The following is a 26,257-nucleotide window of genomic DNA, read 5'->3' as shown; positions in this document are numbered from 1 at the left end:
TCTTCATAGATGCCGTTACGGACTTTGGAAACCTGGCCCCACGGCGCAATCATGTTGGACGCGCAACACACGCGTTTTGCCTTGTGGGCGCCAGACGCGTTTTATGTCAGCGTTGAATTGGAAAATGGAAACTCCATCGCCATGCTGCCTCAGGCCGATGGCTGGTTCGAAGCAGAGGTGCAGTGCCCGGCGGGCACTCGCTACCGCTACAACATCGATGGAGAAACCGACGTACCCGACCCCGCGTCCAGGGCTCAGGCCTCGGACGTGCACGGTTGGAGCCTGGTGGTCGACCCGCTCGCCTACCAGTGGCGACACAGCAATTGGCAAGGCCGCCCGTGGCATGAGGCGGTGATCTACGAGCTGCATGTCGGTGCCCTGGGGGGCTACGCCGGCGTCGAAAAACACCTGCCACGCCTGGCCGAGCTGGGCATCACCGCGATTGAATTGATGCCCTTGGCGCAATTTCCCGGCGAGCGCAATTGGGGCTATGACGGGGTTCTGCCCTACGCGCCGCATTCCTCCTACGGCAGCCCCGAACAGCTCAAGCACCTGATCGACAGCGCCCATGAGCACGGCTTGGCCGTGATCCTCGATGTGGTCTACAACCACTTCGGCCCGGACGGCAATTACCTGGGCCAGTACGCCGCAGGTTTTTTCCAGGAGGACGTGCACACCCCGTGGGGCGCCGGGATCGATTTCGACCGCCGCGAAGTACGCGACTTCTTCCTCGACAACGCGTTGATGTGGTTGCTCGAGTACCGCTTCGACGGCCTGCGCCTGGACGCGGTGCACGCCATCGACAACCCGGGTTTCTTGCAACAGTTGGCACAGCGGGTCCGCGAACAAGTGGATACCGGCCGGCATGTGTGGCTGGTGCTGGAAAACGAGCTGAACCAGGCAAGCCTGTTGAAGCAGGATTTCGACGCGCAATGGAATGATGACTTTCATAACGTGCTGCACGTGCTGCTGACTGGCGAAACCGATGCCTATTACAGCGACTTCGCCGAAAACCCTACGGCCAAACTCGCGCGCTGCCTGAGCGAGGGGTTTATCTACCAGGGCCATACCACCCGGCACGGCCATGAACGCGGCGAGCCGAGCGGTGATTTGCCGCCCACGGCCTTCGTCGCCTTTTTGCAGAACCACGACCAGATCGGCAATCGCGCGATGGGCGAGCGTCTGCACCAGCTCTGTCCGCCTCAGGCGCTGGAAGCTGCGACCGTTTTGCTGCTGATGTCGCCGATGATCCCGCTGATGTTCATGGGTGATGAGGTCAACGCAGACGAACCGTTTCTGTTTTTCACCGACCACCACGGCGAACTCGCCGAGGCGGTGCGCGAAGGCCGGCGCAACGAGTTTGCCGACTTCTCCTCATTCAAAGACCCGGAGCGCCGCGAGCACATCCCAGATCCCAATGCGTTGCAAACGTTCGAGCAGTCGGCGCCATCGTTTGCCGACACCGCACACTCCCAGCTCTACCGCCACTTGCTGAACCTGCGCCACCACCACATCGTGCCGCACTTGCCCGGCAGCCTGGCGTTGGGTGCGCAGGTGTTGGCAGAGGGTGCCGTGAGCGCGCGCTGGCGCCTGGGCAATGGCAGCCTGCTGCAGATCGATCTGAACCTGAGCGCCACGGCCCTTGAACTCCCCGTGGCCGCGCCCGTCCTGTACCAAACGCCTGCCGACCAAGGCGCGCACCTGCCGCCGTACAGTGCACGCGTTACCTTATCCCCTGTTGGAGAGCACCCTTGAGCGAAGCGAACCTGGAAATCCTCGCCAGCCGCGCGGGCCTGGCCGTCGATTGGATCGACGCAAACGGCCGCCCGCAACGAGTGAAACCCGACGCCCTGCGCGCCGTTCTCAAAGGCCTGGGCCACCCGGCCGATACCGATGCCGAGATCGACGCCAGCCTGCTTGAACTGGAGCGGATGCAACAAGACAAACAGTTACCACCGTTGATGACCGTCGACAGTGGCGAAGGCCTCGACCTCGCCCGCTACTTCGAGCCCGACACCCTGTGTCGGGTCAACCTCGAAGGCGGCGAAGCCCTGGAACTGCGACTCGACGGCGACGCCGTGCTGCCCGGAGTGATTGCCCTGGGTTACCACCAGGTGCACATCAATGACCAGGTGTTCACTCTGGCCGTCGCCCCCAGCCACTGCTACAGCGTGGCCGAAGCGGTCGACACCCAGCCTGCCCGCGCCTGGGGCCTCAGCGCGCAACTGTATGCGCTGCGCCGCCTTGGCGATGGCGGCTTTGGCGACACCCTGGCCCTGGAACACCTGGCGCGCTCGGCCGCCGAACGCGGCGTCGATGCACTGGCGATCAGCCCGATGCACGCCATGTTCAGCGCCGACACCGAGCGCTACAGCCCGTATTCGCCGTCCAGCCGGTTGTTCCTCAACAGCCTCTACGCCTCCCCCGCCTGCATCCTGGGTGAGCGCGAAGTGCGCAATGCCATCGAGGCACTGGGCCTTGAAGAAGAGTTGCACGCGCTGGAGCAACACACGCTGATCGACTGGCCTGCCGCCGCCAAGGCCAAGCAGCGCCTGTTGCGCGCCTTGTATGAAGACTTCCGCCACGGCCAGCACCCGCAACACGCCGACTTCCTGAGCTTCCGCCAGGCGGGCGGCGAAGCCCTGGAAAACCACTGCCGCTTTGAAGCCGTGCAAGCACAGCGCGCGGCGGCCGGCGAAGACCTCGACTGGCGCCATTGGCCGGAAGACTGGCGCAACCCGGCGAGCCCGGCACTGGTGCAATTCGCCGAAGACAACCGCGAAGAGATCGGCTATTTCGCGTTTGCCCAATGGTTGATCGCCCGTTGCCTGGAACGCGCACAACGGGCGGCGCGGGGCAGCGGCATGGGCGTGGGCCTGATCGCCGACCTGGCGGTAGGTGCCGACGGCGGTGGCAGCCAGGCCTGGAGCCGCCAGGACGAACTGCTCGCCGACCTGACCGTCGGCGCGCCACCCGACATCCTCAACCGTTCCGGCCAGGGCTGGGGCATTTCCGCGTTTTCCCCCGAAGGCCTCAAACGCAATGGTTTTCGCGCGTTCATCGAAATGCTCCGCGCCAACTTCGCCCATGCCGGCGGCCTGCGCATCGACCATGTGATGGGCCTGCAGCGCTTGTGGGTGATCCCCATGGACGCCTCGCCCCGTGAAGGCGCCTACCTGTATTTCCCGGTCGACGACCTGCTGCGCCTGCTGGCATTGGAATCCCACCGCCACCAGGCGATTGTCCTCGGTGAAGACCTGGGCACCGTGCCCGACGGCCTGCGCGAAAAACTCAGCGGCCGCTCGATTCTCGGCATGCGCGTGCTGTTGTTCGAACAAGGCCACGACGGGCAATTCACGCCGATCCTCGACTGGCCGGACAACGCCCTCGCCACCACCAGCACCCACGATTTGCCGACGCTCAATGGCTGGTGGCACAGTCGCGATATCGACTGGAATGTGCAGTTGGGCCTGATCGACGCCCCCACCGTGGAGCAATGGAGCGAACACCGCCTGCGCGAGCGCCAGGCCCTGCGCCAAGCCTTGAGCCAGGACCCGCAGAACTTCGTCGAAGAGATCCGCAACGAAACCGACCACATGATCGATGCCAGCGTGCGCTACCTGGGTCACACCCGTGCGCCGCTGGTGCTGTTGCCGCTGGAAGACGCGCTGGGCCTTGAAGAACAAGCCAACCTGCCCGGCACCACCGATACCCACCCCAATTGGCGCCGCCGCCTGCCGGGCGAGGCTTCGAGCCTGCTCGACAACGCCGGCGCCGCGCGCCGCCTCGAACTGCTGGCTGTCGCGCGCAACCAAGCCTATGAGCGTGACCGATGAAAGCACTGCCCCTGCGCGCTACCCAGCGCCTGCAATTCCATAAAGGTTTCACCCTCGATGACGCGGTGCCGCTGGTGCCGTATTTCGCCCGGTTGGGCATCAGCCATCTGTACGCCTCACCGATCCTCAGCGCGCGGGCCGGCTCGATGCACGGCTATGACGTGGTCGACCCGACCAGCGTCAACCCGGAACTGGGCGGTGAAGCGGCGCTGCGACGCCTGGTCGCGGCCCTGCGTGAGCACGACATGGGGCTGATCCTCGATATTGTCTCCAACCATATGGCCGTTGGCGGCGCCGATAACCCCTGGTGGCTGGACCTGCTGGAATGGGGCCGCTTGAGCCCCTACAGCGAATTCTTCGACATCCAGTGGCATTCGCCTGACCCGCTGCTCAAGGGACAGCTGCTGATGCCGTTCCTCGGCAGCGACTACGGCGAGGCCCTGCAAACCGGCACGCTGACCCTGCATTTCGATGCCGTGCACGGCGCGTTTTACGTCGAGCATTACGAACACCGTTTTCCGATCTGCCCACGCGATTACGCGGCGATCCTGGGCAGCGATGAGCTGCTCAGACCGTTGGCCGACCGCTTCGCCGCCCTCGCCTACCAGGACGACGCCTACGCCGAGGCCGCCTGGCTCAAGCAGGCATTGGCCGAGCGCGCCACCGAAAGTGATGTGCAGCACGCCATAGAACAGCAGCTCAGTGGGTTCGACGGTCGCCAGCCCGAGGGCTTCCAGCGCTTGCACCGGTTGCTCGAGCAACAAGCCTACCGCCTCGCCAGTTGGCGTACCGCGGCGGACGATATCAACTGGCGGCGCTTTTTTGATGTCAACGAACTGGGTGGTCTGCGCGTTGAACGCACCGCCGTGTTCGAAGCCACTCATGGCAAGATTTTCGAGCTGATCGGCGAAGGCCTGATCGATGGCCTGCGCATCGACCATATCGACGGCCTGGCCGACCCACGCGGGTATTGCCGCAAGCTGCGGCGCCGGGTGGATTCGCTGTCGCCGCAAAGGCACCTGCCGATCTTCGTCGAAAAGATCCTCGGCGAAGGCGAAACCCTGCGCGAAGACTGGCGTGTGGATGGCACCACCGGCTACGAGTTCATGAACCAGCTGTCACTGCTGCAACACCAGCCTGAAGGCTTTGAGCCACTAGCCGAGCTGTGGACGCGCAACAGCGAGCGGCCTTCGGCGTTTATAGAAGAAGCCCGCTTGGCGCGCCAGCAGATCCTCAATGGCTCCCTCGGCGGGGACTTTGAGAGCGTCGCCCGCGCGCTGCTGCAAGTAGCCCGCGACGATGTGATGACCCGCGACCTGACCCTGGGGGCGATCCGCCGTGCGTTGCAGGAACTGATCGTGCACTTCCCGGTGTACCGCACCTATATCAGCGCCCGCGGACGCAGCGCCGCCGACGACCAGGTGTTCCAGCAAGCCATGGACGGCGCGCGCAGTACCCTGGGCGAAGGCGACTGGCCGGTGCTCGAGCACCTGGAAAAATGGCTCGGCGGCCAACCGTGGCGCAATCGCCCGGTGGGTCGCGAGCGCAAGATCCTCAAGCATGCCTGCGTGCGCTTCCAGCAACTGACCTCGCCGGCCGCCGCCAAGGCCGTGGAAGACACTGCGTTTTATCGCTCGGCGGTGCTGCTGTCGCGTAACGACGTGGGCTTCAGTACCGAGCAGTTCAGCGCGCCGCTGGCCGAGTTCCATGCGGTCAACCAACAGCGGCTGCAAGCCTTCCCCGATAACCTGCTGGCCACCGCCACCCACGACCACAAACGCGGCGAAGACACCCGCGCGCGCCTGGCCGTGCTGAGTGAGTGCGCGCCGTGGTACGTCGAGCAGGTCGAACACTGGCGCACCCTTGCCGCGCCGTTGCGCAGCGATGCCAGCGCGCCGTCGGCGGGTGATGAACTGATCCTGTATCAGGTGCTGCTGGGCAGTTGGCCGCTGGACCAGGCTGACGACTTTGCCGACTATCAAAAGCGCCTCTGGCAGTGGCAGCAAAAAGCCCTGCGTGAAGCCAAGCTGCAAAGCAGTTGGAGCGCGCCGAACGAGGCCTATGAACAAGGCGTGGAGGCTTTCCTGTCGCGCGTGCTGCTCAGTGAGGAAGGTCGCCCATTGCGCGAGGCCATCGGCAGCGCCGCCCAGGCCATTGCCCCGTCCGGCGCCCTGAATGGGCTGGCGCAATCCTTGCTTCGCATCACCGTGCCGGGTGTGCCGGACCTGTACCAGGGCGATGAGTTCTGGGACTTCAGCCTGGTCGACCCGGACAACCGGCGCCCGGTGGATTTCAACGCGCGGCAGCGCGCGCTCGATACCCCAGCGGACATCGGCGAACTGTTATTCAACTGGCGCGACGGGCGCATCAAGCAGGCCGTGATCGCCGCGGTTCTGGCCCTGCGCAAGGCCCATCCCGAACTGTTCCGCAGCGGTACCTACACGCCGTTGGAGGTGGTGGGCCAACACGCCGACCGCGTGGTTGCATTCTGCCGCGAGCACCAGGGCAAACGCCTGCTGGTGGTGGTGCCACGGTGGTCGTTCGAGTTGCTTGAAAACGGGGTTCACCCTCAAATCAATGCGCAGGTTTGGGGCGATACGCGGGTGAAATTACCGTTCGACGCGCCAACGCAAAACTGGAAGGGACTTTTTCACACAGGCGCAGTCACACCAGACAAGGAGCTGTTGATCAGCGCTGCCCTGGGGGATTTCCCGGTCAATGTCTTTATCAATCCTGATGATCAAGAAAGCTGAAAATTTTCTGTGAGGAGCATTGTGATGAGTACTGAAGACAAACGCATACGCGAATTGGCGCATCAGATCTGGGAATCTGAAGGCAAGCCCCATGGCGAAGACGCGCGTCACTGGGAGATGGCACGCAAGCTCGCCGAAGCCGAAGCGCTGACGCCGAGCAAGCCTAAAGCAACCGCCAAGCCCAAGACCGCACCCAAACCTGCGGCCAAGCCCAAACCCGCTGCACCTGCCGCGAGCAAGCCGCCAGCCCCGGCCGCTAAAAAGCCACCGGCGCCGAAAGAGCCCAAGCCTTGACCCCAAGCCTCTTGCCGGCACGCTCGGCAAGAGGTGATTTCATTTTCTTTCTCGTCCACTGAATTTTCGTCAGTACGGCCGCGTTCGGCCTGAAAAAAGCCCTTTGCAGGAGCAACACAATGAGCAAACCGCATAAAACCCCTTCGACGCCGGGCAACGAACCGTCGCGGATTCGAGAAGGTTTGCCCTTCCCGCTCGGCGCCACCTGGGACGGCCTTGGGGTCAACTTCGCGCTGTTCTCGGCGAACGCCACCAAAGTCGAGCTGTGCCTGTTCGATGACACCGGCGAAGTGGAACTCGAGCGCATCGAGCTGCCCGAATACACCGACGAGACCTTCCACGGCTATCTGCCCGACGCCCACCCTGGGCTGATTTACGGCTATCGCGTGTATGGTGCTTACGACCCGGCCAACGGACATCGTTTCAACCACAACAAACTCTTGATTGACCCCTACGCCAAACAACTGGTGGGCGAACTCAAATGGTCCGAGGCGTTGTTTGGCTACACCATCGGCCACCCGGACGACGACCTCAGTTTCGACGAACGCGACAGCGCGCCGTTCGTGCCCAAGTGCAAGGTCATCGACCCGGCGCACACCTGGGGTAACGACCAGCCGGTGCGGGTGCCATGGGACCGCACGATCATCTATGAAACCCACCTGCGCGGGATCAGCATGCGCCACCCTTCGGTCGGCGAAGAAGTGCGCGGCACCTGCGCCGGCTTGATGGAAGATGACGTGCTCAAGCACATTCGCCAGTTGGGCATTTCCTCGGTGGAACTGCTGCCGGTGCACGCCTTTGTCAACGACCAGCACCTGCTGGAAAAAGGCATGACCAACTACTGGGGCTATAACAGCATTGCGTTTTTTGCTCCCGACCCGCGCTACCTGGCCAGCGGCAAGATCGCCGAGTTCAAGGAAATGGTCGCGCACCTGCACGAGCAAAAGCTGGAAGTGATTCTGGACGTGGTCTACAACCACACCGCCGAAGGCAATGAGCGCGGCCCGACCCTGTCCATGCGCGGCATCGACAACGCGTCGTACTACCGCCTGATGCCTGACGACAAGCGCTTCTACATCAACGACTCCGGCACCGGCAACACCCTCGACCTGAGTCACCCGTGCGTGCTGCAGATGGTTACCGACTCGCTGCGTTACTGGGCCACCGAGATGCACGTCGACGGTTTCCGCTTCGACCTGGCAACCATTCTCGGCCGTTACCGTGACGGCTTCGACGAACGCCACAGCTTCCTCGTTGCCTGCCGCCAGGACCCGGTCCTGCGCCAGCTGAAAATGATCGCCGAACCCTGGGACTGCGGCCCCGGCGGCTATCAAGTGGGCAACTTCCCACCGGGCTGGGTGGAATGGAACGACCGTTTCCGCGACACCGTGCGTGCGTTCTGGAAAGGCGACGACGGCCAGCTGGCAGACTTCGCCGGGCGCATGACGGCTTCGGGCGAGATGTTCAACCATCGTGGCCGCCGCCCTTACAGCTCAGTGAACTTCATCACCGCCCACGACGGTTTCACCTTGCACGACCTGGTGTCGTACAACGACAAACACAACGAAGCCAACGACGAAAACAACCAGGATGGCAGTAACAACAACCTGTCCTGGAACCACGGCGTCGAAGGCCCGACCGAAGACCCGGAAATCAACGCGCTGCGCCTGCGCCAGATGCGCAACTTCTTCGCCACGTTGCTGCTGGCCCAAGGCACGCCGATGATCGTGGCCGGTGATGAGTTCGCGCGCACTCAGCACGGCAACAACAATGCCTATTGTCAGGACAGCGAAATCGGCTGGGTCAACTGGGAACTGGATGACGACGGCAAGGCCTTGCTCAAGTTTGTAAAACGCCTGATCAAGCTGCGCCTGGCCTATCCGATCCTGCGTCGCGGTCGCTTCCTGGTGGGCGACTACAACGAAGACATCGGCGTGAAGGACGTCACCTGGCTGTCGCCGGATGGCAACGAGATGACCACCGAACAGTGGGAAGACAGCCATGGCCGGTGCCTGGGCATGTTGATGGACGGCCGCGCCCAGGAAACCGGGATCCGCCGCGCCGGCGCCGATGCCACGTTGCTGCTGGTGGTCAACGCCCACCACGACCTGGTCAACTTCCGCCTGCCGCCAGTGCCCGAAGGTGAGTTTTGGACCTGCATGCTCGACACCAATGAGCCGGCCGTGCGTGGTCAGGAGCGTTTTGAGTTTGATCACGAGTACGCCGTGACTGGCCGCTCGCTGTTGCTATTTGAATTGCAGCGTGACGAAGAGGTGTGAAATGGCACTGCATGGATTCCTTCAAGGCTTCCAGGGCTATGCGGACACGCAAGCCCTGGGCGTAGCCCTGAAGGCACTTCAGGAGGAAGGCCTGGACCAGCTGCCGCTGCCTGGCGGCGGCCAGACCCTGGCGCGGTTCAGCCGCTTGGCACAAGTCGCAGGCCATGACCTGCGCTTGTGCAAATTGTTCGAAGGCCACACCGATGCGCTGGCGATCATCGCCGAGCTCGGCAGCCCCTTGCCGCCTATGGGCAGCACCTGGGGCATGTGGGCCGCAGAGCCGCCGAACGCCAAAGTGCAGGTGCACCAGGAGGGCCAGCGCCTGCTGCTGCAGGGGCGCAAGGCCTGGTGTTCCGGCGCGGCCGTCGTCAGCCATGGGTTGTTGACGGCGTGGGATACCCAGGGTCGCCAGCAACTGGTCGCGGTGCAAATGGACCAACCGGGTATCACCGTGACAGATGATGGCTGGAGCGCCGTGGGCATGGCCGCCACCGGCAGCGTCGAAGTGGTATTTGACGGTGCCGGTGCAATTGCCGTGGGCGGCCCCGGCGACTACCTTTCCCGCCCCGGCTTCTGGCAAGGCGGGGTCGGTATCGCCGCCTGCTGGTATGGCGCGGCGCAGCGCCTGGCCGAAGTGCTGCGTGAAAACTGCAGCAAACGCCCGGATCCGCATGCTCTCGCCCACCTCGGTGCAGTCGACGCGGCGCTCAACAGCGCAGCGTGCGTATTGCGCGCCAGTGCGCAACAGATCGACCGCGAACCCAAGGCCGATGCCCGCCAACTGGCCCAGCAGGCCCGTGCCTGTATCGAAGACACCGTCGAGCAAGTGATGCGCCATGTCGGACGCGCCCTGGGTGCCGGGCCCTACTGCAAAGACCCGCACTTCGCACAGTTGATGGCGGATCTGCCGGTGTACCTGCGCCAGAGCCATGCCGAACGCGATCTGGCCGCGCTGGGCGAGCAAGTTGCTGGTGACGCGCAAGACAGGTGGCTGTTATGAAACCCAACCCGATTGTCGGCCAGGGCACGCCACTGCATCACTGGCAGTCTTCAACATTGATGGCCGAGTTGCCACAGATCAGCGTCGAGCAGTTGGTGCCCGACGGCCATCGTGCGGTCATCATCGCCCCGCACCCGGATGACGAAGTGTTGGGCTGTGGCGGGCTGTTGCAGGGCCTGGCCGCGCTGGACCGGCCGATCCAGCTGATCTCGGTGACCGATGGCAGCGCCAGCCACCCGGGTTCGTTGCGCTGGCCAGTCGAGCGCTTGAGCGTGATTCGCCCGCAGGAATCGGCCCAGGCCCTGCATCGCCTGGGTTTACCCTTGCACAGCTTGAAATGGCTGCGCGCAGGCTTCAGCGACAGCCAGGTGGCGGCGCGAGAAGAAGAGTTGAGCGCCTTTATCCAGCGCTACCTCAAACCCACCGACGTGGTGTTCACCACCTGGCGCGAAGACGGCCATTGCGACCATGAAGCCGTGGGCCGCGCCAGCGCCAACGCCGCGCAGGCGGTGGGTGCGACGCTGTACGAGCTGCCGGTATGGACCTGGCATTGGGCCACGCCGGAAGACAGGCAGGTGCCTTGGCACCGCGCCCGCAAAATCCCGCTGAGTTGCGAAGCGGTCGCGCGTAAACGCCATGCCATCCATGCGTTCGCCAGCCAGCTCGAGGGCGACCCGCAGATCGGTCTGCCACCGGTGCTGGCACCGTATGTGGTGGAACGCCTGCTGCAACCTTTTGAAGTGGTATTTGTATGAGTGTGGCCACGCCTTATTTCGACCAACTGTTTGCCGATAACGACGACCCCTGGGCGTTTCGCCAGCGCTGGTACGAGCGACGTAAACGCGCGCTGACCCTGGCGCTGTTGACGCGTCCGCGCTACGCCTCGGTGTTCGAACCCGGCTGCGCCAACGGCGAGCTGAGCGCCGAATTGGCGCCGCGTTGTGATCGCCTGCTGTGTTGCGACACCGCCTCGGCTGCCGTCGCCCTGGCGCGCGGCCGCCTGCTCGGGTTCCCCCACGCCCAGGTGCAGCAGAGCCGCCTGCCCGAGCAATGGCCGGCCGAGCAGTTCGAGCTGATCGTGTTGAGCGAGCTGTGCTACTACCTCGACGCCGAGGACCTCAGCCGCTTGATCGAGCGTGCAGTCGCCAGCCTGACGCCTGACGGCCAGGTGCTGGCCTGCCATTGGCGCCCGCCTATCGAAGGCTGCCCGCAGACCGCCGAGCAAGTGCATGGGTTGCTGCACGAACGGCTGGGCATGCCGCTGGTCGTCCGTCACCACGAACAGGATTTTCTACTCGACCTGTGGAGCCGCGATGGCACCTCGGTCGCCACGCTTGAGGGCCTGCGATGATCGGCATTCTGATCCCGGTACATAACGAAGAGGCGTTGCTGGGCGACTGCCTGGGGGCGGCGTTGACGGCTGCCCGCCACCCCGGGTTGGCGGGTGAATCGGTGGAGATCCTGGTGGTGCTCGACAGTTGCAGCGATGCCAGTGCCGCGATTGCCGAACGCTTTGGCGTGCAACGCCTGGAGGTCCACGCGCGCAACGTCGGGCATGGGCGTGGCGTCGGCGCGCGGCACCTGCTCAATCAGGGTGCGCGCTGGATTTCCTGTACCGATGCCGATAGCCGTGTCGCCCCCGACTGGCTGGTTGCGCAGTTGGCACTGGAGGCCGATGCGGTGTGCGGTACGGTCACCGTCGATGCCTGGAGCGAAGGGTTCGACCCGGCGGCGCAGATTCGTTATAACCAGGCGTATCAAGCCCGTGACGGCCACCGGCATATCCACGGCGCGAACCTGGGCGTGAGCGCCGGCGCCTATGTGCGGGCCGGCGGCTTCGAGCCGCTGGCGTGCCATGAAGACGTGCAGCTGGTACGCAACCTGGAGCGCTGCGGCGCATTGATCGCCTGGAGCCATGCCCCGCAAGTCATTACCAGCGCGCGCCTGGACGCGCGTGCGCAAGGTGGGTTCGGCGATTATCTGAAGAGCCTGATACTCGCGTCTTGAAAAAAACGACATGACTAAATGTAAAAACGACTGATCTTTGGCTATGCTGGTTATGCCGTGCAGCGCAATTCAGGATTGAATGGCCCTGCAACCGCCGCAGCGGAGCCTGCGGTGGATAAAAGAGCGTCGTCCCGTCAACGGGCCACGACCCAGCATCAATCGACAAGGATGTGTCACCCATGAAGCTTGCTTCCTTAAGCGAAGGCCGCCGCGGCCCCGCGCAAGTCTGGAACAGCGCGCCGCAGCTGGCGCAAATCCCCCCTATCGCGCCAAACGCGCTGGTGCCACCTGGCGCACGTGTGGTGATCATCGCGCCCCATCCGGGTGATGAGGTGCTCGCCTGCGGCGGTTTGCTGCAAGTGCTCAGCACCCTCGAACACCCGCTGCAACTGATCTCAATCACCGACGGCAGCGCCAGCCACCCCGGCTCCCATGTGTGGCCGGCCAGCCGCCTGAGCGTAGTGCGGCCCCAGGAAAGTGCCGAAGCCTTGCGCCGCCTGGGCATGCCCTTGCACAGCCTGAAGTGGATTCGCGGCGGCTTTTGCGACAACGCCCTCGCCGCCCGCGAACCGCAGCTGAGCCAATTTATCGCGCGTTACCTGCAGCCGGGCGATGTGGTGTTTTCCACTTGGCGCAACGATGGCAACGACGACCACGACGCCGTCGGTCGCGCCAGCGCCAAGGCCTGCAGCCTCGTTGGCGCACAGCTGTACGAGCTGCCGATCTGGGCCTGGCACTGGCCTGCGCGCGACGCGGCGATGATCCCCTGGCAGCGCGCGCGCAAGGTGCGCCTCGACAGCTGGAGCGTGGCGCGCAAACTCCACGCCGCTCACGCTTACGCCAGCCAGTTGATGGGCGACCCGCAGATCGGCCTGGCGCCGATGCTCGCCCAGGTACTGCTCGAGCGTATGCGCGAGCCCTACGAGATTGTGTTTTCGTAGCCTCAGGCCGGCGTGTATCGCGCCGCTTTAAGGCGTGAAAACGGGTAGGCAACACCCAGCCCGATAAACCAGGCCGGCATCACGCACAGCGCCAAGCGCGTATCCGGCCGCAACGCCAGCAAGCACAGCACAAACGCCAGGAAGCCTAGGGAACACCAGGCCATGGGCACGCCGCCGGGCATTTTGTAGACGGATTTGGCGTGCAGGTCCGGGCGCTTTGTGCGGTAGGCAATGTAGGACGCAAGAATCATCGACCAGGTAAAAATCACCAGGATCGCCGACACCGTCGACACAATGGTAAAGGCGGTCATCACCTCCGGCACCACAAACAGCAACACCAGGCCCGCCAGCATCAGCAAGGTGGTAAACGCGAGGCTGATAAACGGCACGCTGCTGCGCGACAACCGCCGAAAGATCCCCGGCGCATCCCCCAGGTCCGCCAGGCCGAACAACATGCGGCTGGCGGAAAACACCCCGCTGTTGGCCGACGACGCCGCCGAGGTCAGCACCACAAAGTTGACGATCCCCGCCGCGGCGGGAAACCCCGCGACCAGGAACAACTCCACGAACGGGCTTTTGCTCGGCGATACCTGCTGCCACGAGGTGACCGCGATGATGCACGCCAGAGCCAGCACGTAAAACAGGATGATGCGCAGCGGAATCGAGTTGATCGCCTTGGGCAAGGTCTTCTGCGGTGCGCGGGTTTCGGCGGCGGCGGTGCCGATCAGCTCGGTGCCGGCAAAGGAAAAAATCGCCATCTGGAACCCGGCGAAAAACCCGAACAGGCCATTCGGAAACGCGGCTTGTTTGTCCAGCAAGTGGCTCAACGACGCCGTGACCCCGTTGGGCGAAACAAACGAGCTGGCGATCAGCACCACGCTCACGCCGATCAAGGTCACCACGGCGATGATCTTGATGATCGCGAACCAGAACTCCACCTCGCCAAACAGCTTGACCGTCAGGACGTTCAGCGCGAACAGCGTCAGCAGCATGCCGACGGCGGGCATCCAGGCCGGCACCTGCGGGAACCAGTATTGGAAAAACCCGCCGACCACCACCGCATCCCCCACCACCGCCACGCTCCAGCTCAGCCAGTACGACCAGCCGAGAAAGAACGCTGCGCGCGGCCCCAGGTAAGCACCGGCAAAGTCGGCGAAACTCTTGAAGTTGAGGTTCGACAGCAACAGCTCGCCCATGGCGCGCATCACGAAATACACGAACAGGCCAATGATCATGTAGATCAGGATGATCGAGGTGCCGGACAGCGCGATGATCTTGCCGGAGCCCATGAACAGGCCGGTGCCGATCGCGCCGCCCATGGCCATCAGTTGGATATGGCGGTTGCTCAGGGTGCGTTGCAATGCAGGCTTTTCACAAAGCCCGGACGTGGTTGTTTTCATCACAAAACCTCTTGTTATGTTTTTGAGTTTTGGCAGAAAAAAGTCGAGCAATCGTTGTTATTGGAATCAGGCGGATTGGCTTTCGAAACCGTGCAGCACGTTGACGGCATTGATGCCGATTTCATCGACCATGTAGCCGCCTTCCATCACGAACAGCGTCGGTACGCCGACGCTGGCGATGAGCTCGCCCATGCCGACAAAGTCCTGGCTGTCGAGCAGGAAATGGCTGATGGGGTCGTCCTTGAACGTGTCCACGCCGAGGGAAATCACCAGCACTTCGGGGGCGAAGTTGCGCAATTGACGGCAAGCGTCGGCCAGGGCGACTTGGTAGTCGGCCCAGGTGGTGTTTTTCGGCAATGGGTAATTCAGGTTGAAGCCCTCGCCGGCGCCCACCCCGCGCTCGCTGCTGAACCCGGAAAAGTACGGATAGGACACCGCCGGTTCGCCGTGCAGGGAGATGAACAACACGTCCGGGCGGTCGTAGAAAATGTTCTGCGTGCCGTTGCCGTGGTGGAAATCCACGTCCAGCACGGCAACGCGTGTCGCGCCCTGGGTGATTGCCTGTTGCGCGGCAATCGCGGCATTGTTGAGGTAGCAATAACCGCCCATGTACTCGCGGGCCGCGTGGTGCCCCGGTGGCCGGCAGAGGGCGAAGGCGCTGTGATGGCCTTCATCGATCAGCGCCAGGCCGGTCAAGGCGATGTCGGCACTGGTTTTCACCGCGCCCCAGGTGGTGCGGGTAATCGGTGAACCGGCGTCCATGGCAAAAAAGCCCAGCTTGCCGTCGATGAAGTCCGGCACCTGCTGGTTGGCCAGGTCACGCACCGGCCATACCAGCGGCAGCGCGTCGTGGCTGCGGCCGATGGCGGTCCACTCGGCCCAGGCGCTTTCGAGAAACGCCACGTAGCGCTCGCTGTGGGCGTTGACGTAACAGGCCCGATCAAAGCGGCGCGGCACGATGATATCGCCCAGGCCAACGTGGCGGACGCGATCACGCACGGTGTCGGCGCGGCTGGGTTGTTCGAACGAGGGCTTGAGCACACCGTCCTTCAGTTCGGTGCCATGGTGCAAACGGTGGTCATCACTAAAAACAGTCAGCATTTGTAAACATCCGCCAGTAAAAGACCCGACCTATTTTGTTCTGGCGGCTGCGGGGTTTCTTTGCTTTTACTTCTTGCGCTGCTAGTTTTATCGGGTGTTTTTACCCCTATTGCAGCCTTATATGAAAAATAAAACCAAGCAGGTCGCTCTTGACGACACCGATCTCGCCATCCTCGCCCTGCTGCAGGAAGACGCGAGCATTTCCAACGCACAACTGAGTGAGCGCCTGTCCCTGAGCCTCACGCCCTGCTGGCGCCGGCGCAAACGCCTGGAAGAAGAAGGCGTGATCAAGGACTACCAGGCCAACCTCGACCGCAAGCTGCTCGGTCTGGACATCCTCGCCTTCGTCCACGTGCGCTTCGCCATCCACACCGACCATGCGCCGGACGCCTTCGAAGCCGTGATGAAAGAGCTGCCGCAAGTGCTGGCGTGCCACAAGATTACCGGCGATGCGGACTACCTGTTGCAGGTGTTGGCGCAGGACCTGGACAGCTACAGCGAGTTTGTCGAGAGCGTGCTGCGACGCCAGTTGGGGATTGCCTCGATCCAGTCGAGCCTGGCGCTGCGCGAGGTCAAGGCGACCAGCCGGGTGGCGGTCGCCAAGCGCGAGTGAACGCCGCCAGGGCGGGCCTGAGGCATCAAAGCTAGCCAAACGCCAGCCCTGAAAAATGTGAAAAATTCGTTAACTATTTCTCCCTTAAGGCTTTTTTGCTCAGACACACTCTGTCACACTGATGAGAATAATTATCAACACTTTTATTATTCGCCACGGAGGGCGTTCGGGGAGAGTCAGTTTCATGTCTGTGCAACAACCTGGCGGTAACGGTTTTTCACTCAGTTTGATGGCGATGGCCATCTGTCTTGCAGGCTCCCCGGCAGCCTTTGCCGCCGAGGCGGAACAGCCGGCGGGGACGATTGAACTGGGCGCCACGCAAATCAGCAGCGAACAACAGCTGAGCGAAACGACCGAGGGTACGCAGTCCTATACGACCGGCGAAATGGCGACCGCCACCAAGCTGCCCCTGACCATGCGCGAAACGCCCCAGGCGGTGACGGTGATTACCCGCCAGCGCATGGACGACCAGGCCATGACCAGCGTCAACGACGTGGTCAAGAACACCCCCGGCCTGTATCTCAGCCAGGCCGACGGCCCGGGTCGACAATCCTACAAATCACGCGGTTTCGACATCGACAATATGATGTTCGACGGCATTCCCAGCGCTTATTCCGGCTACGCCAACAGCGTGCAGCCCAACCTGGCGATGTTCGACCGCGTGGAAGTGATTCGCGGCGCCACCGGGCTCGTGACCGGCGCCGGTAACCCCTCGGCGGCGCTCAACTTCGTGCGCAAACGCCCTACCGCCACGCCACAGGTCTCCATCACCGGTGCTGCCGGCAGCTGGGATGACTATCGCGGCGAGTTCGACGCCTCCAGCGCCTTGAACGACAGCGGTACCTTGCGCGGCCGCGTGGTCGGTTCGTACCGTGATGCCAACAGTTTCCGCGACGGAGAAGAAAGCAATCACGGCCTGTTCTACGCCATCGGTGAAGCCGATCTCAGCGAGGCGACCACCGCCACGCTTGGCTTCTCGCGCCAGGAAGACCAGACCAACTTCTTCTGGGGCGGCCTGCCCATCGGCACCGACGGCCATCACCTGAACCTGCCCCGCTCCACCAACCCCGGCAGCGATTGGGAAAACAAGAAGCTGACCATCGACACGGCGTTCGGTGAGATCGAACACCGCTTCGACAACGACTGGAAACTCCACATCGCCGGCTCGGCGTCGCAACTCGACGGCGTGTTCACCGGGACTTACCAGTCGCGCTACAACACCACCCTGGCGCGAACCGCCTACCAGTCGCACCAGGACGACCAGCAATATGGGCTGGACACATTCTTCAGCGGCCCGGTGGAAGCCTTCGGCCGTACCCATGAAGTGGTCGTCGGTACCAGCAAACGCATCTACGACGCGACCTCCAAGGAATACGCGCCGTACGACACCAATTACCCCCTGAATGGGGGAAAACCCAACTTCACCCGCGACGGCAAAGGCCACAGCATCACCACGCAGGACGGCGTGTACCTGACTACCCGCTTGAACCTGGCCGACCCGCTCAAGGTGATCCTCGGTGCGCGCGTGGACTGGTACGACTACGATGACCGCCAAGGCGACGGCGACTATAAAGTCACCCGCAACCTGACGCGCTACGCCGGCGTGATCTACGACATTGACGAACATCACTCGGTCTACGCCAGCTATACCGATATTTTTACCCCACAAACGAGCCGGGACTTTTCGGACAAGCCCCTGGAACCTATCGTCGGTGAAAACTACGAAGTCGGCATCAAGGGCGAATATTTCAACGGCGCCCTCAACGCCAGCCTGGCCGTGTTCCAGATCGACCAGAAAAACCGTGCGACACAGCCCGACAGCCAGGCCGGATGCCCAATCGCTGCGTGTTATGAGGCTTCCGGCCTGGTCCGCAGCCAAGGCATCGACATGGAATTGCAGGGCGGCATCACCGAAAATTGGCAGGTCGGCGCAGGCTTTACCTACACCCGTGCGCACTACATCAAGGACACCAACGCGGCAAACAACAACCAGCGCTTCGACCCCGCCACCCCGGAGCGGATGTTCAAGCTCACCACGTCCTACCGCTTCCAGGGCCCGCTGGAAAAACTGCGCATCGGTGGCAACGTCTACTGGCAGAGCCGCATGTACAACGACGTCGTGCTCGCCGACGCCAGCACCTACCGCCTTGAACAAGGCAGTTATGCAACCGCCGACGTGATGGCAGGCTACCAGGTCAACAAAAACCTGGACCTGCAGCTCAACCTGAACAACGTCTTTGATCGCACCTACTATTCAGCGGTGGGCAGCAGCCCGATCTGGGGTTCTACCGACACTTACGGCAGCCCACGCAACTTCGGCCTCACCGCAAAATACACCTTCTAGCCCCACCCCTTCCACGGCTGCCCGCCCGGGTAGCCGTGGCTAAAGTCCCCCGCCCCCATGCCGATAACCGTTTCTGCAACCCCCTGATTACTGCTTTGCTCCACCTGCGGGCCATCGTGGCACGCTGCATGCTTTGTTCCTGGCTAGACCACATGGAGTAAGAGTGAATGCCCGCACGCGCACGTTTCCTGGAGCACTACCGCAAGGCCGACCGCATCATGCTGGCGCTGATCTGGCTGATGTTCCTGTTTTCCCTGGGCCTGGCGTTCTGGCACGACACCTTGCTGCAAGCCGTGGTTGTCGGCGGCGGCACCAGCGTGGTGCTCACCGCGCTCTATCGCGGCCTCGGCGGAACCCGTTTGATGCGCTGTGCCCTCGGCGCCGGGCTGATGGTCATGGCGGCGCTGCATATCAACCAGGCACAGGGCGTGATCGAAGCGCACTTCGGCATCTTTGCGCTGCTTGCGGTACTGACGTTTTACCGCGACTGGCTGCCGATCCTGGTGGCGGCGCTGACCATTGCCGTGCACCACGTGGTGTTCCATGCCCTGCAGCATCAAGGCTTCCCGGTATTCGTGATGGAACACCACGGCGGCTGGGCCATGGTGTTCGTCCACGCGTTCTACGTGGTGATGGAAACCATCGCCTTGCTTTACCTCGCCATTCACAGCCAGCGCGAAGCGGTCGAGAGCCAGGAAATGCTCGAGAAGATGCTCGCCGTTACCTCCCAGTTCACCGTAGAAACCGCGCGGACTGAGGGCAAGGTGCATGTGTCCCTGACCAAGCGTTTCGAGCATTTCCTGCAGCAGATCACGCTCCTGATCGACGGCGTCGCCCGCGACTCCCAGGGCCTGGGCCAACTCGGCCAGGAACTGGCCAGCGCCAGCGGCACCCTGGAAAAAGGCGCGCGGCATCAGCTGGCCGAAATCAGCCAGATGACCGGCTCGATGCAGCGCATGGAAGACGCCATGGGCCACATCACCGTGCACGTCGGGCACGCCGTGGAGCACGCGAGCAAAGCCAGCAAACAGATCATCCGCGGCCAGCAAAGCGTCGGCCGCGCGCAGCACGAAATCACCCAGTTGGCCGAGCGGCTGGTCGGCACCAACCAGACCGTCGAAGGCCTGGCGGTGCAGGCCGAGCAGATCGGCAGCGTGCTTGAAGTGATCAGCAGCATCGCCAACCAGACCAACCTGCTGGCCCTCAACGCCGCCATCGAAGCCGCCCGCGCCGGCGAACAGGGCCGCGGTTTTGCGGTAGTCGCCGACGAAGTGCGCAGCCTGGCGCAACGCACCGCCGTCTCCACCCAGGAAATCAAAACCATCATCGAAGGCTTGCAACAAGGCAGCCGCCAGGCCGTTGAAGCCATGCACGACAGCCGTCAGGGCGTTGAGCGCTGCGTGGAAGACAGCCAGGTGGCGGTGGAAATGCTGCGCGCGGTGGGCGATGACATCACCCACATCGACGAACTCAACGGGCGCATCGTAAGCACCACCCGCGAGCAGACGTCGGCCAACCTGGAAATTGTCGGGCGGCTGCAGGCGGTGCAGAGCATTGCGCAAAATACTGCCGATGATGTGGAAACCCTGGCACGCAGCAGCGAGCAGTTACCGCCGATTGCAGTGCGGCTGGATGCGCTGGGGCGCAAGTTTCACGCGTAAGGCTTACACGCTACACTCGCCGCCTTGAACGTCAGCCAAGGAGATGGCCATGAGCACGCGCGGTATAGACCGACAGATCAACAATGATGCAGGCCCCGTCAATGCGTAAGATCGCCCTACCGTTTTTCACACTGTTGCTCTTCTTGCACGGCTGCGCCGAAATGCCGGCCTACTCGAACGTAGACACCCGCGAAGCACGCGATGAATCGCACTACACCGTGGTCGAAACCGACACGTACGCGGGCAGGCCGCAACGTGGTCTCTTCGATGGCCAACCGAACCTGAACATAATTCGGGTGAACGACAAAAAGGTCGGGAATATCCCCTTCTCCACTTATTACTACAGGAACGACTCACCGCAGCGCGCCGTGCTGAAGCCTGGCAAGTACACCTTGCAGCTGGAATACCGGTTGCCTCAGCACTTCATGTTTGCGCAGCTGAGTTTTGAAGGTAAGCCCGGCCAAAAAATCATCGCGCGTTCCGAGTACATTGGGCTCAATCGATTGCGGATCTGGCTGGAAGATGCAGCCACGGGTCAGGAAGTCAGTCAGGCGGTACGCTGACGGCTACGGATCGACGGTGCAAAAAGTGCTGAACAGATGGCTGCAGAACTCATTCAGGCTTTGCCGCAAATTGGTGAGTGTCCGCCTCTTCTGCCGGATAAAACTCGCCCTGCTTCCCCATCTTTTCCAGGCGTTCACGCGCGATCACTTCCACCCTGGCCACTGCCGCCTGATCGTCAGGGTCGACCAACTGCACGCACAGCCGTCGGACATTCTGATCGTGGGTGCCCTCGCTGAGCATTTCGTGAGTGAAGACTTGTTCGCCACGCCATAGGCACAGCTGCGTGTGAGTACCGCCGAGCCAAATCTCGTTGATTGATCTAAGGTCAGTGGTCGCCAGTTGATCCACGGTGATTGTCTTATCCATTTCGCTGCACCTTACCCATGAGTAGAGATCGGTAGACTTACAGGCCTAGCGGGTCGTTCCCGGCGTCGGCCGTCCAACCGCGCGAATGGTCGCAAGCCCAGCACATTGTCCAACCGCCCCACTGCCCTTATCCTCCTGGCTTCCCGCCCACGCGATCCCGGAGCCGCCATGGACCTTGCCACCCTCGCCCTTTTCCTCCCCGCCTGCTTCGCCCTGAACATGGCGCCCGGCCCGAACAACTTGTTGTCCGTCAGCAACGCCACGCGCTACGGCTACCGCACTTCGTGCCTGGCGGGCATGGGCCGGCTGCTGGCGTTCGCCGGGATGATCGCCCTCGCCTGCGCAGGCTTGGCGGTGGTGCTGCAGACGTCGGCGTTGTTGTTCTATGCAGTCAAGATTCTGGGCGCGGCGTATCTGCTTTACCTGGCGGTTCAGCTGTGGCGGGCGGATCCGCAGGCTGAGGCGCAATCGACGGGCGCCAAGGTGGGATTGTGGGCACTGGCGCGTCAGGAGTTTCTGGTGGCGGCGGGCAATCCGAAAGCCATCCTGATTTTCACCGCGTTCCTTCCGCAATTCGTGGTGCCGGGGCAGCCGATCACGCCGCAGTTTGCCTTGCTGGGCGCGATGTTCCTGGTGCTGGAGTGGCTCGCCATCAGCGCCTACGCCTACATGGGCCTGCACATGCGTCGCTGGTTTGCCGAGCCGCGCGGCAAGCGGATGTTCAATCGTTGCTGCGCCGGGTTGTTGTCGGCGGCGGCCACGGTGTTGTTGATGGCGCGCAGAGCTTGAGGGAAGACTGATGAGCAGAAATGAACTCGCCGACCTTTACCGTGGCTACATTGATTGCCTCAACCAACAGGACTGGGCGCGCTTGGGCCATTTCGTCCACTCGGACGTGACCTACAACGGCAGCCGTGTCGGCCTCGACGGCTACCGCGCGATGTTGGAGCGTGACTTCCGCGAGATCCCGGACCTGGTGTTCCGCATCCAACTGCTGGTAGCCGATCCGCCCACGGTTGCCACTCGCCTGAATTTCCATGTCACGCCCAGGGGCGAATTCTTCGGGCTGCCGATCCATGGCAGGCAAGTGAGCTTCGATGAGAACGTGTTCTACGAAGTCATCGACGGCCGCTTTGCGCATGTCTGGTCGGTGATCGACAAGGCGGCGATTGCACAACAGCTTGCCGTCTGAACCCCACTCACGCATCCACCTGTGACGCCGTACTGATGGGCTGACAACCGGCGCGCAGGCGTTCAATCCGATGATTGGGCTCCGTGATGCCTTGGTGCCATATGTATCAATACGTTACCCTTGCGCACTGACTTCTCTCCGAATGGACTCAACGAGGCTCTTGTGCGCGTTATTACTTCCCTTTTGCTGATCGGTGGCGTCGCCACCTTGTCCGGCTGTGTCACCCAGAAAGCCAAACTCGACCAAATGTACACCCTGGCTCTGAGCCAGCCGCTGGTTGAAAACAGCATCGTGCGCGAAGGCGATACGTTGAGCTTTGAGCTACTGATGCCCACTGTGCCGAACGCGGTGCGCCGCACGCTGCAGATTGAAGCCGCTTGTTCTACGCCGCAGGTTTACCTGCTGTACATGGACGCCGCCCAGCGGCTTTACCCTGGGAGCGTCGGCCGTTATGGCTCAGCGCAAAAATTGCCGTCGCAGGCCTATGCAGCCCTGGCCGCCAACCAGACCTTCGTGCGCGCCTGCGCCGAAACGCCCAAGCCGGACTGGCGCCTGGTGCAGACCAACGAGCGTGAAAACCAAGTGTTGATCGACGCCAGCAGCGTGAAGACGCTCAATGGCGAAACGCATTTCTGGGCCGCGTTCGACAACCCGACGGTGCTTAACGACCTGCCCTACAACGCCCCTTACGCGCAAAAACGCGAGCGCTTCGCGGTGTCCTGCAAGGACGCTACGTACAAGGAACTGGCCGGCTACGACATGGACGCCGATAACCGCGTCAGCGATGGTCGGGTCGACAGTTTCCCCACGCCACAAAAGATCGCCGGCAGCAACGCCGACTACGAACTGCTGTTCAACAAGGTCTGCGTGAACCCGGAAAAAATCGCCGCCCTGCCGCCGTTCAAGCCGCGCCTGAAAGCGCCGGTGGCCATCGCCCTGAACTCGGTGCAACCCCAGGTGCTGGCCGCAATCACGCAGTTGAACCTCGACCCGCCGACCCGCTCGCTCAACTACGTGAAGATGACCGGCACTTCGACCTACAAAGGTACGACCAGCGAACTGTCCAGCGAATACTTCATTGGCCAGGACAGGCCCAGCGGCCAACTCAGCGTAGCCAACCGCGGCAAGGGCTATGAGTCGCAATCGGTGAAGTGGCGCAACCTGATTGACCTGGTGTCCAAATCCACCTTTGGCGGTGGCGGCATGGCCGAAAGCTCGACCCTGACCCAGCTGAGCTTCACCGGTAACTGGAAGGCCTTGCCCGTAGGTGACACGGTGATTTACCAGGCCACGCGCTCAACGCTGAACAGCATCATCGGCAACTACGGCAAGCCTGAAACCACACGCTGCGTGGTGGAGCGCGAGTTGCAGGCCCGCGAGCTCAACCCGAACCTGCTGGGCACCGCCAAGGCGCTGTCGTGCTCTTACGACAACGATGAATACAAGCGCGTCAGCCACCGTTACTACCTGACTGACTATGCGTACTTCTTCGAGGCGAGCACCGACAAGAACGCGTTTTACTACGCCGATACCCGTATCGAAAAGTTTGAATAAACCCCGCCTGCGCTGTTGACACACCTCGTAATAGTCCATGAAGATGGAGGCCTTATTCAGGGTGTGTCAGCGAATGTCCGCAACCTTATCCGTTAACCTTTGCGCCATTGGCTTGATTGCCAAGGCGCAAGGTTGCGTTGCGCACGCCCTCAAATCGAAGAAACAGTCGCTCATGTGACCGGGGCGCGCTGTCCCGTCAAATGAGCTGACAGGACATTGAGCGCCACGGACTCCCGCCCTTTGCACAATCTCCCATGCCCTTCTGACGGTGACTTTTGCGGTCAACATCAGGAGAAAATGCATGTCCTCGTTTCAAGGTATCTGGGTGCCCATCGTCACGCCGTTTCAGGACGGCGCCATCGATTTTGCCGGCCTGCGCCGGCTGGTCAGCCACCTGCTGCAAAAGCACGTGGCCGGCATCATGGTGTGCACCACCACCGGTGAAGCCGCGTCGCTGAGCCGCCAGGAACAACTGGCGGTGCTGGATGCGGTGCTGCAAGAGGTGCCCGCGCACCGCGTGGTGATGGGCCTGGCGGGTAACAACCAGCTCGAACTGCTGCAGTTCCAGGGCGAAGTTCTCAAGCGTCCGGTCGCCGGTTTGCTGGTGCCGGCGCCGAGTTACATCCGGCCCTCCCAGGCTGGGCTTGAAGCGTTCTTCCGCACGGTGGCCGACGCGTCCAGCGTGCCGATCATTCTTTACGACATTCCCTACCGCACCGGCGTGACCTTCGAGCAGGCAACCTTGCTGAACATCGTCGCGCACCCGCAAATCGTGGCGATCAAGGACTGTGGCGGCAACCTGGGCAATACCCTGGCGCTGCTGGCCAGTGGTGAGGTGGATGTGTTGTGTGGCGAGGATATCCAGCTGTTCAACGCGCTGTGCCTGGGCGCCAGCGGGGCGATCGCGGCGTCGGCGCATGTACGCACCGAGCAGTTTGTGGCGCTGTGGCAGCAGGTGCGGGATAACCAGTTGGCGCAGGCCAGGGCGACGTTTCTGGAGTTGGTGCCGTTGATCACTACGATGTTTTTGGAGCCCAACCCGGCGCCGGTGAAAGCGGCGTTGGCGTTGCAGGGGCTGATCGGCAGCGAATTGCGTGCGCCGATGCAGCGGGCGAGTGAGGCGGTAGTGGCCCGGCTGAAATCTATCGTCGAATGACTAACCTGTGGCAAGCCTGCTCGCCACAGAAGTTCACTCACGGGGCCTTTTGCCTGGCCAGCTGCAGCCGGTGCAAGGTGATCTCGCGCACCGCTTGCTTGCTCAGCTCGATATGCCGTGCAAGCAACTGCTGCGCGAGTTCGCACTGGCGCTGCGCGATGGCGTCGAGTATCTGCCCATGCTCCTCGTAGGTCGCTGCAATACGCGCAGCCTGGGTAAAGTCGAGCCGGCGGATGATGCGGATCTTTTCGGTGATGGCGTAGTGCATCCGCGCCATCTCACGGTTGCCGGTGGCTTCCACCAAGGCGCAGTGAAAACGCTCATCCAGCGCCGACACGGCCTGGGTCTCCTGCAGGCGCTCGTCCTCCTCCACCTGCCAGGTCAACTGCAATTGCTGCAACACCGGGCTCGGTTCGTCCATTGCACATAAACGGCTGACCGCCGCCAGTTCCAGCACGATGCGGACGTCGTACAGCTCTTCGAAATACGCGAAGTCGAACGGCTTGACCTGCCAGCCGCTGCGAAAGTACACCGCCAGGTAGCCTTCCTTCTCCAGGCGATAAAGCGCCTGGCGCACCGGCGTGCGGCTGGCGTGCATGCGTTCGGCGACTTCGCCTTCGCTGAAACGGTCACCGGGCAACAGGCGGAACTCGAAGATATCCGCCTTGAGCTGCGTGTAAACCTGTTCGGCCAGGCTGTCCGGCCGGGCCTTGGTGGTTCTGAGCGTGGCCAGTTGCATGCTTACCCCCGGCTTGCGATGAAGGCGCGCCAGCCGCCAAACTCGGTGATATCCAGCGCGTCCGCCAAGGCCCAGGGCTCGCAGATAAAGCCTTTGACGCTGCGCCCATCCGCCAGCAGCAGGTTGCCGATGCCCAACGGCGCGGGGATTTCGGCGACGAACTCGCCGAAGCGCGCGATGGGCATGTCCCACAGCTCGACGATGATCGGCTGCCCGCTGTCGGCCCTGGCCAGGCCCGGCTTGGGCGGCACGGTGCCTGGCAGTGCGTACAGGCGGTAGGTGTCGGCGGTCAGGGTTTGCTCGACCAGCACCGCGTTGCGGCGGGTCAGTTGCACGTTCAGCGGCATGCCGGTGAGGTGCGCGCCCACCACTGCTACGCGCACAGTGCCGGGGGCTTGCAGCGCCGGGGCCGGTGCGGGCAGGTAGCGCTCAGTGGCACCCAATGGCAGGTCGAGGC

At 62.7% G+C, this 26,257-nt stretch carries 23 protein-coding genes; 18 read left to right on the top strand and 5 right to left on the bottom strand.

The window, feature by feature from the left end; translation table 11 throughout:
• The first annotated feature begins 9 nt into the window (after positions 1 to 9).
• From treZ to WBR57_RS05560, 10 genes are all read left to right on the top strand, one after another.
• Positions 10 to 1,755, top strand: coding sequence for a malto-oligosyltrehalose trehalohydrolase (gene treZ / locus WBR57_RS05605; protein ID WP_424082909.1), 1,746 nt, complete (start codon positions 10 to 12; stop codon positions 1,753 to 1,755).
• Positions 1,752 to 3,836 (top strand): 4-alpha-glucanotransferase, encoded by a 2,085-nt coding sequence (malQ, locus tag WBR57_RS05600; RefSeq protein WP_424082907.1) that lies wholly within the window; start codon positions 1,752 to 1,754, stop codon positions 3,834 to 3,836. The genes treZ and malQ overlap by 4 nt, the downstream gene beginning before the upstream one ends.
• Positions 3,833 to 6,589: a malto-oligosyltrehalose synthase gene (locus WBR57_RS05595; RefSeq protein WP_424082905.1), complete on the top strand. Its 2,757-nt coding sequence runs from the start codon at positions 3,833 to 3,835 to the stop codon at positions 6,587 to 6,589. Before malQ ends, WBR57_RS05595 begins: the two co-directional genes overlap by 4 nt.
• 24 nt (positions 6,590 to 6,613) lie before the next feature.
• Positions 6,614 to 6,883 (top strand): DUF2934 domain-containing protein, encoded by a 270-nt coding sequence (locus tag WBR57_RS05590; RefSeq protein WP_424082903.1) that lies wholly within the window; start codon positions 6,614 to 6,616, stop codon positions 6,881 to 6,883.
• A gap of 119 nt (positions 6,884 to 7,002) precedes the next feature.
• On the top strand, positions 7,003 to 9,162 hold the full coding sequence (glgX, locus tag WBR57_RS05585; protein ID WP_424082901.1) for a glycogen debranching protein GlgX: 2,160 nt from the start codon (positions 7,003 to 7,005) through the stop codon (positions 9,160 to 9,162).
• Between the two features lies 1 nt (position 9,163).
• Complete coding sequence (locus WBR57_RS05580; protein ID WP_424082900.1) at positions 9,164 to 10,162, top strand: acyl-CoA dehydrogenase; 999 nt, start codon at positions 9,164 to 9,166, stop codon at positions 10,160 to 10,162.
• On the top strand, positions 10,159 to 10,917 hold the full coding sequence (locus tag WBR57_RS05575; RefSeq protein ID WP_424082898.1) for a PIG-L deacetylase family protein: 759 nt from the start codon (positions 10,159 to 10,161) through the stop codon (positions 10,915 to 10,917). The genes WBR57_RS05580 and WBR57_RS05575 overlap by 4 nt, the downstream gene beginning before the upstream one ends.
• Complete coding sequence (locus WBR57_RS05570) at positions 10,914 to 11,513, top strand: SAM-dependent methyltransferase (protein WP_424082896.1); 600 nt, start codon at positions 10,914 to 10,916, stop codon at positions 11,511 to 11,513. Before WBR57_RS05575 ends, WBR57_RS05570 begins: the two co-directional genes overlap by 4 nt.
• The gene (locus WBR57_RS05565) at positions 11,510 to 12,169 is read left to right on the top strand and encodes a glycosyltransferase (RefSeq protein ID WP_424082894.1); all 660 of its coding nucleotides are present in this window, start codon (positions 11,510 to 11,512) and stop codon (positions 12,167 to 12,169) included. The genes WBR57_RS05570 and WBR57_RS05565 overlap by 4 nt, the downstream gene beginning before the upstream one ends.
• Positions 12,170 to 12,348: 179 nt before the next feature.
• Positions 12,349 to 13,110 (top strand): PIG-L deacetylase family protein, encoded by a 762-nt coding sequence (locus WBR57_RS05560; RefSeq protein WP_424082892.1) that lies wholly within the window; start codon positions 12,349 to 12,351, stop codon positions 13,108 to 13,110.
• A gap of 2 nt (positions 13,111 to 13,112) precedes the next feature.
• Here WBR57_RS05560 and WBR57_RS05555 read toward each other — a convergent pair whose 3' ends face one another.
• Positions 13,113 to 14,510 (bottom strand): amino acid permease, encoded by a 1,398-nt coding sequence (locus WBR57_RS05555; RefSeq protein WP_424082890.1) that lies wholly within the window; start codon positions 14,508 to 14,510, stop codon positions 13,113 to 13,115.
• A gap of 66 nt (positions 14,511 to 14,576) precedes the next feature.
• The gene (locus WBR57_RS05550) at positions 14,577 to 15,611 is read right to left on the bottom strand and encodes a histone deacetylase family protein (protein WP_424082888.1); all 1,035 of its coding nucleotides are present in this window, start codon (positions 15,609 to 15,611) and stop codon (positions 14,577 to 14,579) included.
• Positions 15,612 to 15,732: 121 nt separating this feature from the next.
• Between WBR57_RS05550 and WBR57_RS05545 the strand changes: the two genes are divergently transcribed.
• From WBR57_RS05545 to WBR57_RS05530, 4 genes are all read left to right on the top strand, one after another.
• Entirely contained in the window at positions 15,733 to 16,224 is a 492-nt protein-coding gene (locus WBR57_RS05545; RefSeq protein WP_424082887.1) for an Lrp/AsnC family transcriptional regulator, read from the top strand.
• Positions 16,225 to 16,408: 184 nt separating this feature from the next.
• Positions 16,409 to 18,568, top strand: coding sequence for a TonB-dependent siderophore receptor (locus WBR57_RS05540; RefSeq protein WP_424082885.1), 2,160 nt, complete (start codon positions 16,409 to 16,411; stop codon positions 18,566 to 18,568).
• A 167-nt stretch (positions 18,569 to 18,735) separates the two neighbouring features.
• Positions 18,736 to 20,229 carry a methyl-accepting chemotaxis protein gene (locus WBR57_RS05535; RefSeq protein ID WP_424082883.1) on the top strand — a complete coding sequence of 498 codons (1,494 nt, stop codon included), beginning with the start codon at positions 18,736 to 18,738 and terminating at the stop codon, positions 20,227 to 20,229.
• Positions 20,230 to 20,330: 101 nt separating this feature from the next.
• On the top strand, positions 20,331 to 20,792 hold the full coding sequence (locus WBR57_RS05530; protein WP_424082881.1) for a hypothetical protein: 462 nt from the start codon (positions 20,331 to 20,333) through the stop codon (positions 20,790 to 20,792).
• Positions 20,793 to 20,841: 49 nt separating this feature from the next.
• On the opposite strand, the gene WBR57_RS05525 is transcribed toward WBR57_RS05530, so the two are convergent.
• A complete protein-coding gene (locus tag WBR57_RS05525) occupies positions 20,842 to 21,159 on the bottom strand; it encodes a hypothetical protein (protein WP_424082879.1) in 318 nt (105 codons plus the stop codon).
• Positions 21,160 to 21,327: 168 nt separating this feature from the next.
• Here WBR57_RS05525 and WBR57_RS05520 point away from each other — a divergent pair, with 168 nt between their 5' ends.
• The 4 genes from WBR57_RS05520 to dapA all read left to right on the top strand — a co-directional run bounded on the left by WBR57_RS05520 (position 21,328) and on the right by dapA (position 25,061).
• The gene (locus WBR57_RS05520; RefSeq protein ID WP_424082877.1) at positions 21,328 to 21,948 is read left to right on the top strand and encodes a LysE family translocator; all 621 of its coding nucleotides are present in this window, start codon (positions 21,328 to 21,330) and stop codon (positions 21,946 to 21,948) included.
• Positions 21,949 to 21,958: 10 nt separating this feature from the next.
• Positions 21,959 to 22,351, top strand: coding sequence for an ester cyclase (locus WBR57_RS05515; RefSeq protein ID WP_424082875.1), 393 nt, complete (start codon positions 21,959 to 21,961; stop codon positions 22,349 to 22,351).
• 162 nt (positions 22,352 to 22,513) lie between these two features.
• Positions 22,514 to 23,905: a hypothetical protein gene (locus WBR57_RS05510; protein ID WP_424082873.1), complete on the top strand. Its 1,392-nt coding sequence runs from the start codon at positions 22,514 to 22,516 to the stop codon at positions 23,903 to 23,905.
• 301 nt (positions 23,906 to 24,206) lie between these two features.
• On the top strand, positions 24,207 to 25,061 hold the full coding sequence (gene dapA, locus WBR57_RS05505) for a 4-hydroxy-tetrahydrodipicolinate synthase (protein ID WP_424082871.1): 855 nt from the start codon (positions 24,207 to 24,209) through the stop codon (positions 25,059 to 25,061).
• A 37-nt stretch (positions 25,062 to 25,098) separates the two neighbouring features.
• On the opposite strand, the gene WBR57_RS05500 is transcribed toward dapA, so the two are convergent.
• Positions 25,099 to 25,800, bottom strand: a complete 702-nt coding sequence (locus tag WBR57_RS05500) for a GntR family transcriptional regulator (RefSeq protein ID WP_424082869.1) — start codon at positions 25,798 to 25,800, stop codon at positions 25,099 to 25,101.
• A gap of 2 nt (positions 25,801 to 25,802) precedes the next feature.
• Positions 25,803 to 26,257: allophanate hydrolase-related protein (locus WBR57_RS05495; protein WP_424082867.1), on the bottom strand; the 455-nt coding region annotated here is incomplete at its 5' end.

Source organism: Pseudomonas sp. (genome assembly GCF_049590575.1).
GTDB lineage: Bacteria > Pseudomonadota > Gammaproteobacteria > Pseudomonadales > Pseudomonadaceae > Aquipseudomonas.
Note: the sequence above shows the minus strand (reverse complement) of the source record. Positions and strands in the feature narration are given on the sequence as shown.

Coding starts and splice junctions, on each gene's coding strand:
- treZ (WP_424082909.1), top strand. CDS start 10: ATGCCGTTACGGACTTTGGAAACCTGGCCCCACGGCGCAATCATGTTG.
- WBR57_RS05595 (WP_424082905.1), top strand. CDS start 3,833: ATGAAAGCACTGCCCCTGCGCGCTACCCAGCGCCTGCAATTCCATAAA.
- WBR57_RS05590 (WP_424082903.1), top strand. CDS start 6,614: ATGAGTACTGAAGACAAACGCATACGCGAATTGGCGCATCAGATCTGG.
- glgX (WP_424082901.1), top strand. CDS start 7,003: ATGAGCAAACCGCATAAAACCCCTTCGACGCCGGGCAACGAACCGTCG.
- WBR57_RS05580 (WP_424082900.1), top strand. CDS start 9,164: ATGGCACTGCATGGATTCCTTCAAGGCTTCCAGGGCTATGCGGACACG.
- WBR57_RS05575 (WP_424082898.1), top strand. CDS start 10,159: ATGAAACCCAACCCGATTGTCGGCCAGGGCACGCCACTGCATCACTGG.
- WBR57_RS05570 (WP_424082896.1), top strand. CDS start 10,914: ATGAGTGTGGCCACGCCTTATTTCGACCAACTGTTTGCCGATAACGAC.
- WBR57_RS05565 (WP_424082894.1), top strand. CDS start 11,510: ATGATCGGCATTCTGATCCCGGTACATAACGAAGAGGCGTTGCTGGGC.
- WBR57_RS05560 (WP_424082892.1), top strand. CDS start 12,349: ATGAAGCTTGCTTCCTTAAGCGAAGGCCGCCGCGGCCCCGCGCAAGTC.
- WBR57_RS05555 (WP_424082890.1), bottom strand. CDS start 14,510: ATGAAAACAACCACGTCCGGGCTTTGTGAAAAGCCTGCATTGCAACGC.
- WBR57_RS05550 (WP_424082888.1), bottom strand. CDS start 15,611: ATGCTGACTGTTTTTAGTGATGACCACCGTTTGCACCATGGCACCGAA.
- WBR57_RS05545 (WP_424082887.1), top strand. CDS start 15,733: ATGAAAAATAAAACCAAGCAGGTCGCTCTTGACGACACCGATCTCGCC.
- WBR57_RS05540 (WP_424082885.1), top strand. CDS start 16,409: ATGTCTGTGCAACAACCTGGCGGTAACGGTTTTTCACTCAGTTTGATG.
- WBR57_RS05535 (WP_424082883.1), top strand. CDS start 18,736: ATGCCCGCACGCGCACGTTTCCTGGAGCACTACCGCAAGGCCGACCGC.
- WBR57_RS05530 (WP_424082881.1), top strand. CDS start 20,331: ATGCGTAAGATCGCCCTACCGTTTTTCACACTGTTGCTCTTCTTGCAC.
- WBR57_RS05525 (WP_424082879.1), bottom strand. CDS start 21,159: ATGGATAAGACAATCACCGTGGATCAACTGGCGACCACTGACCTTAGA.
- WBR57_RS05520 (WP_424082877.1), top strand. CDS start 21,328: ATGGACCTTGCCACCCTCGCCCTTTTCCTCCCCGCCTGCTTCGCCCTG.
- WBR57_RS05515 (WP_424082875.1), top strand. CDS start 21,959: ATGAGCAGAAATGAACTCGCCGACCTTTACCGTGGCTACATTGATTGC.
- dapA (WP_424082871.1), top strand. CDS start 24,207: ATGTCCTCGTTTCAAGGTATCTGGGTGCCCATCGTCACGCCGTTTCAG.
- WBR57_RS05500 (WP_424082869.1), bottom strand. CDS start 25,800: ATGCAACTGGCCACGCTCAGAACCACCAAGGCCCGGCCGGACAGCCTG.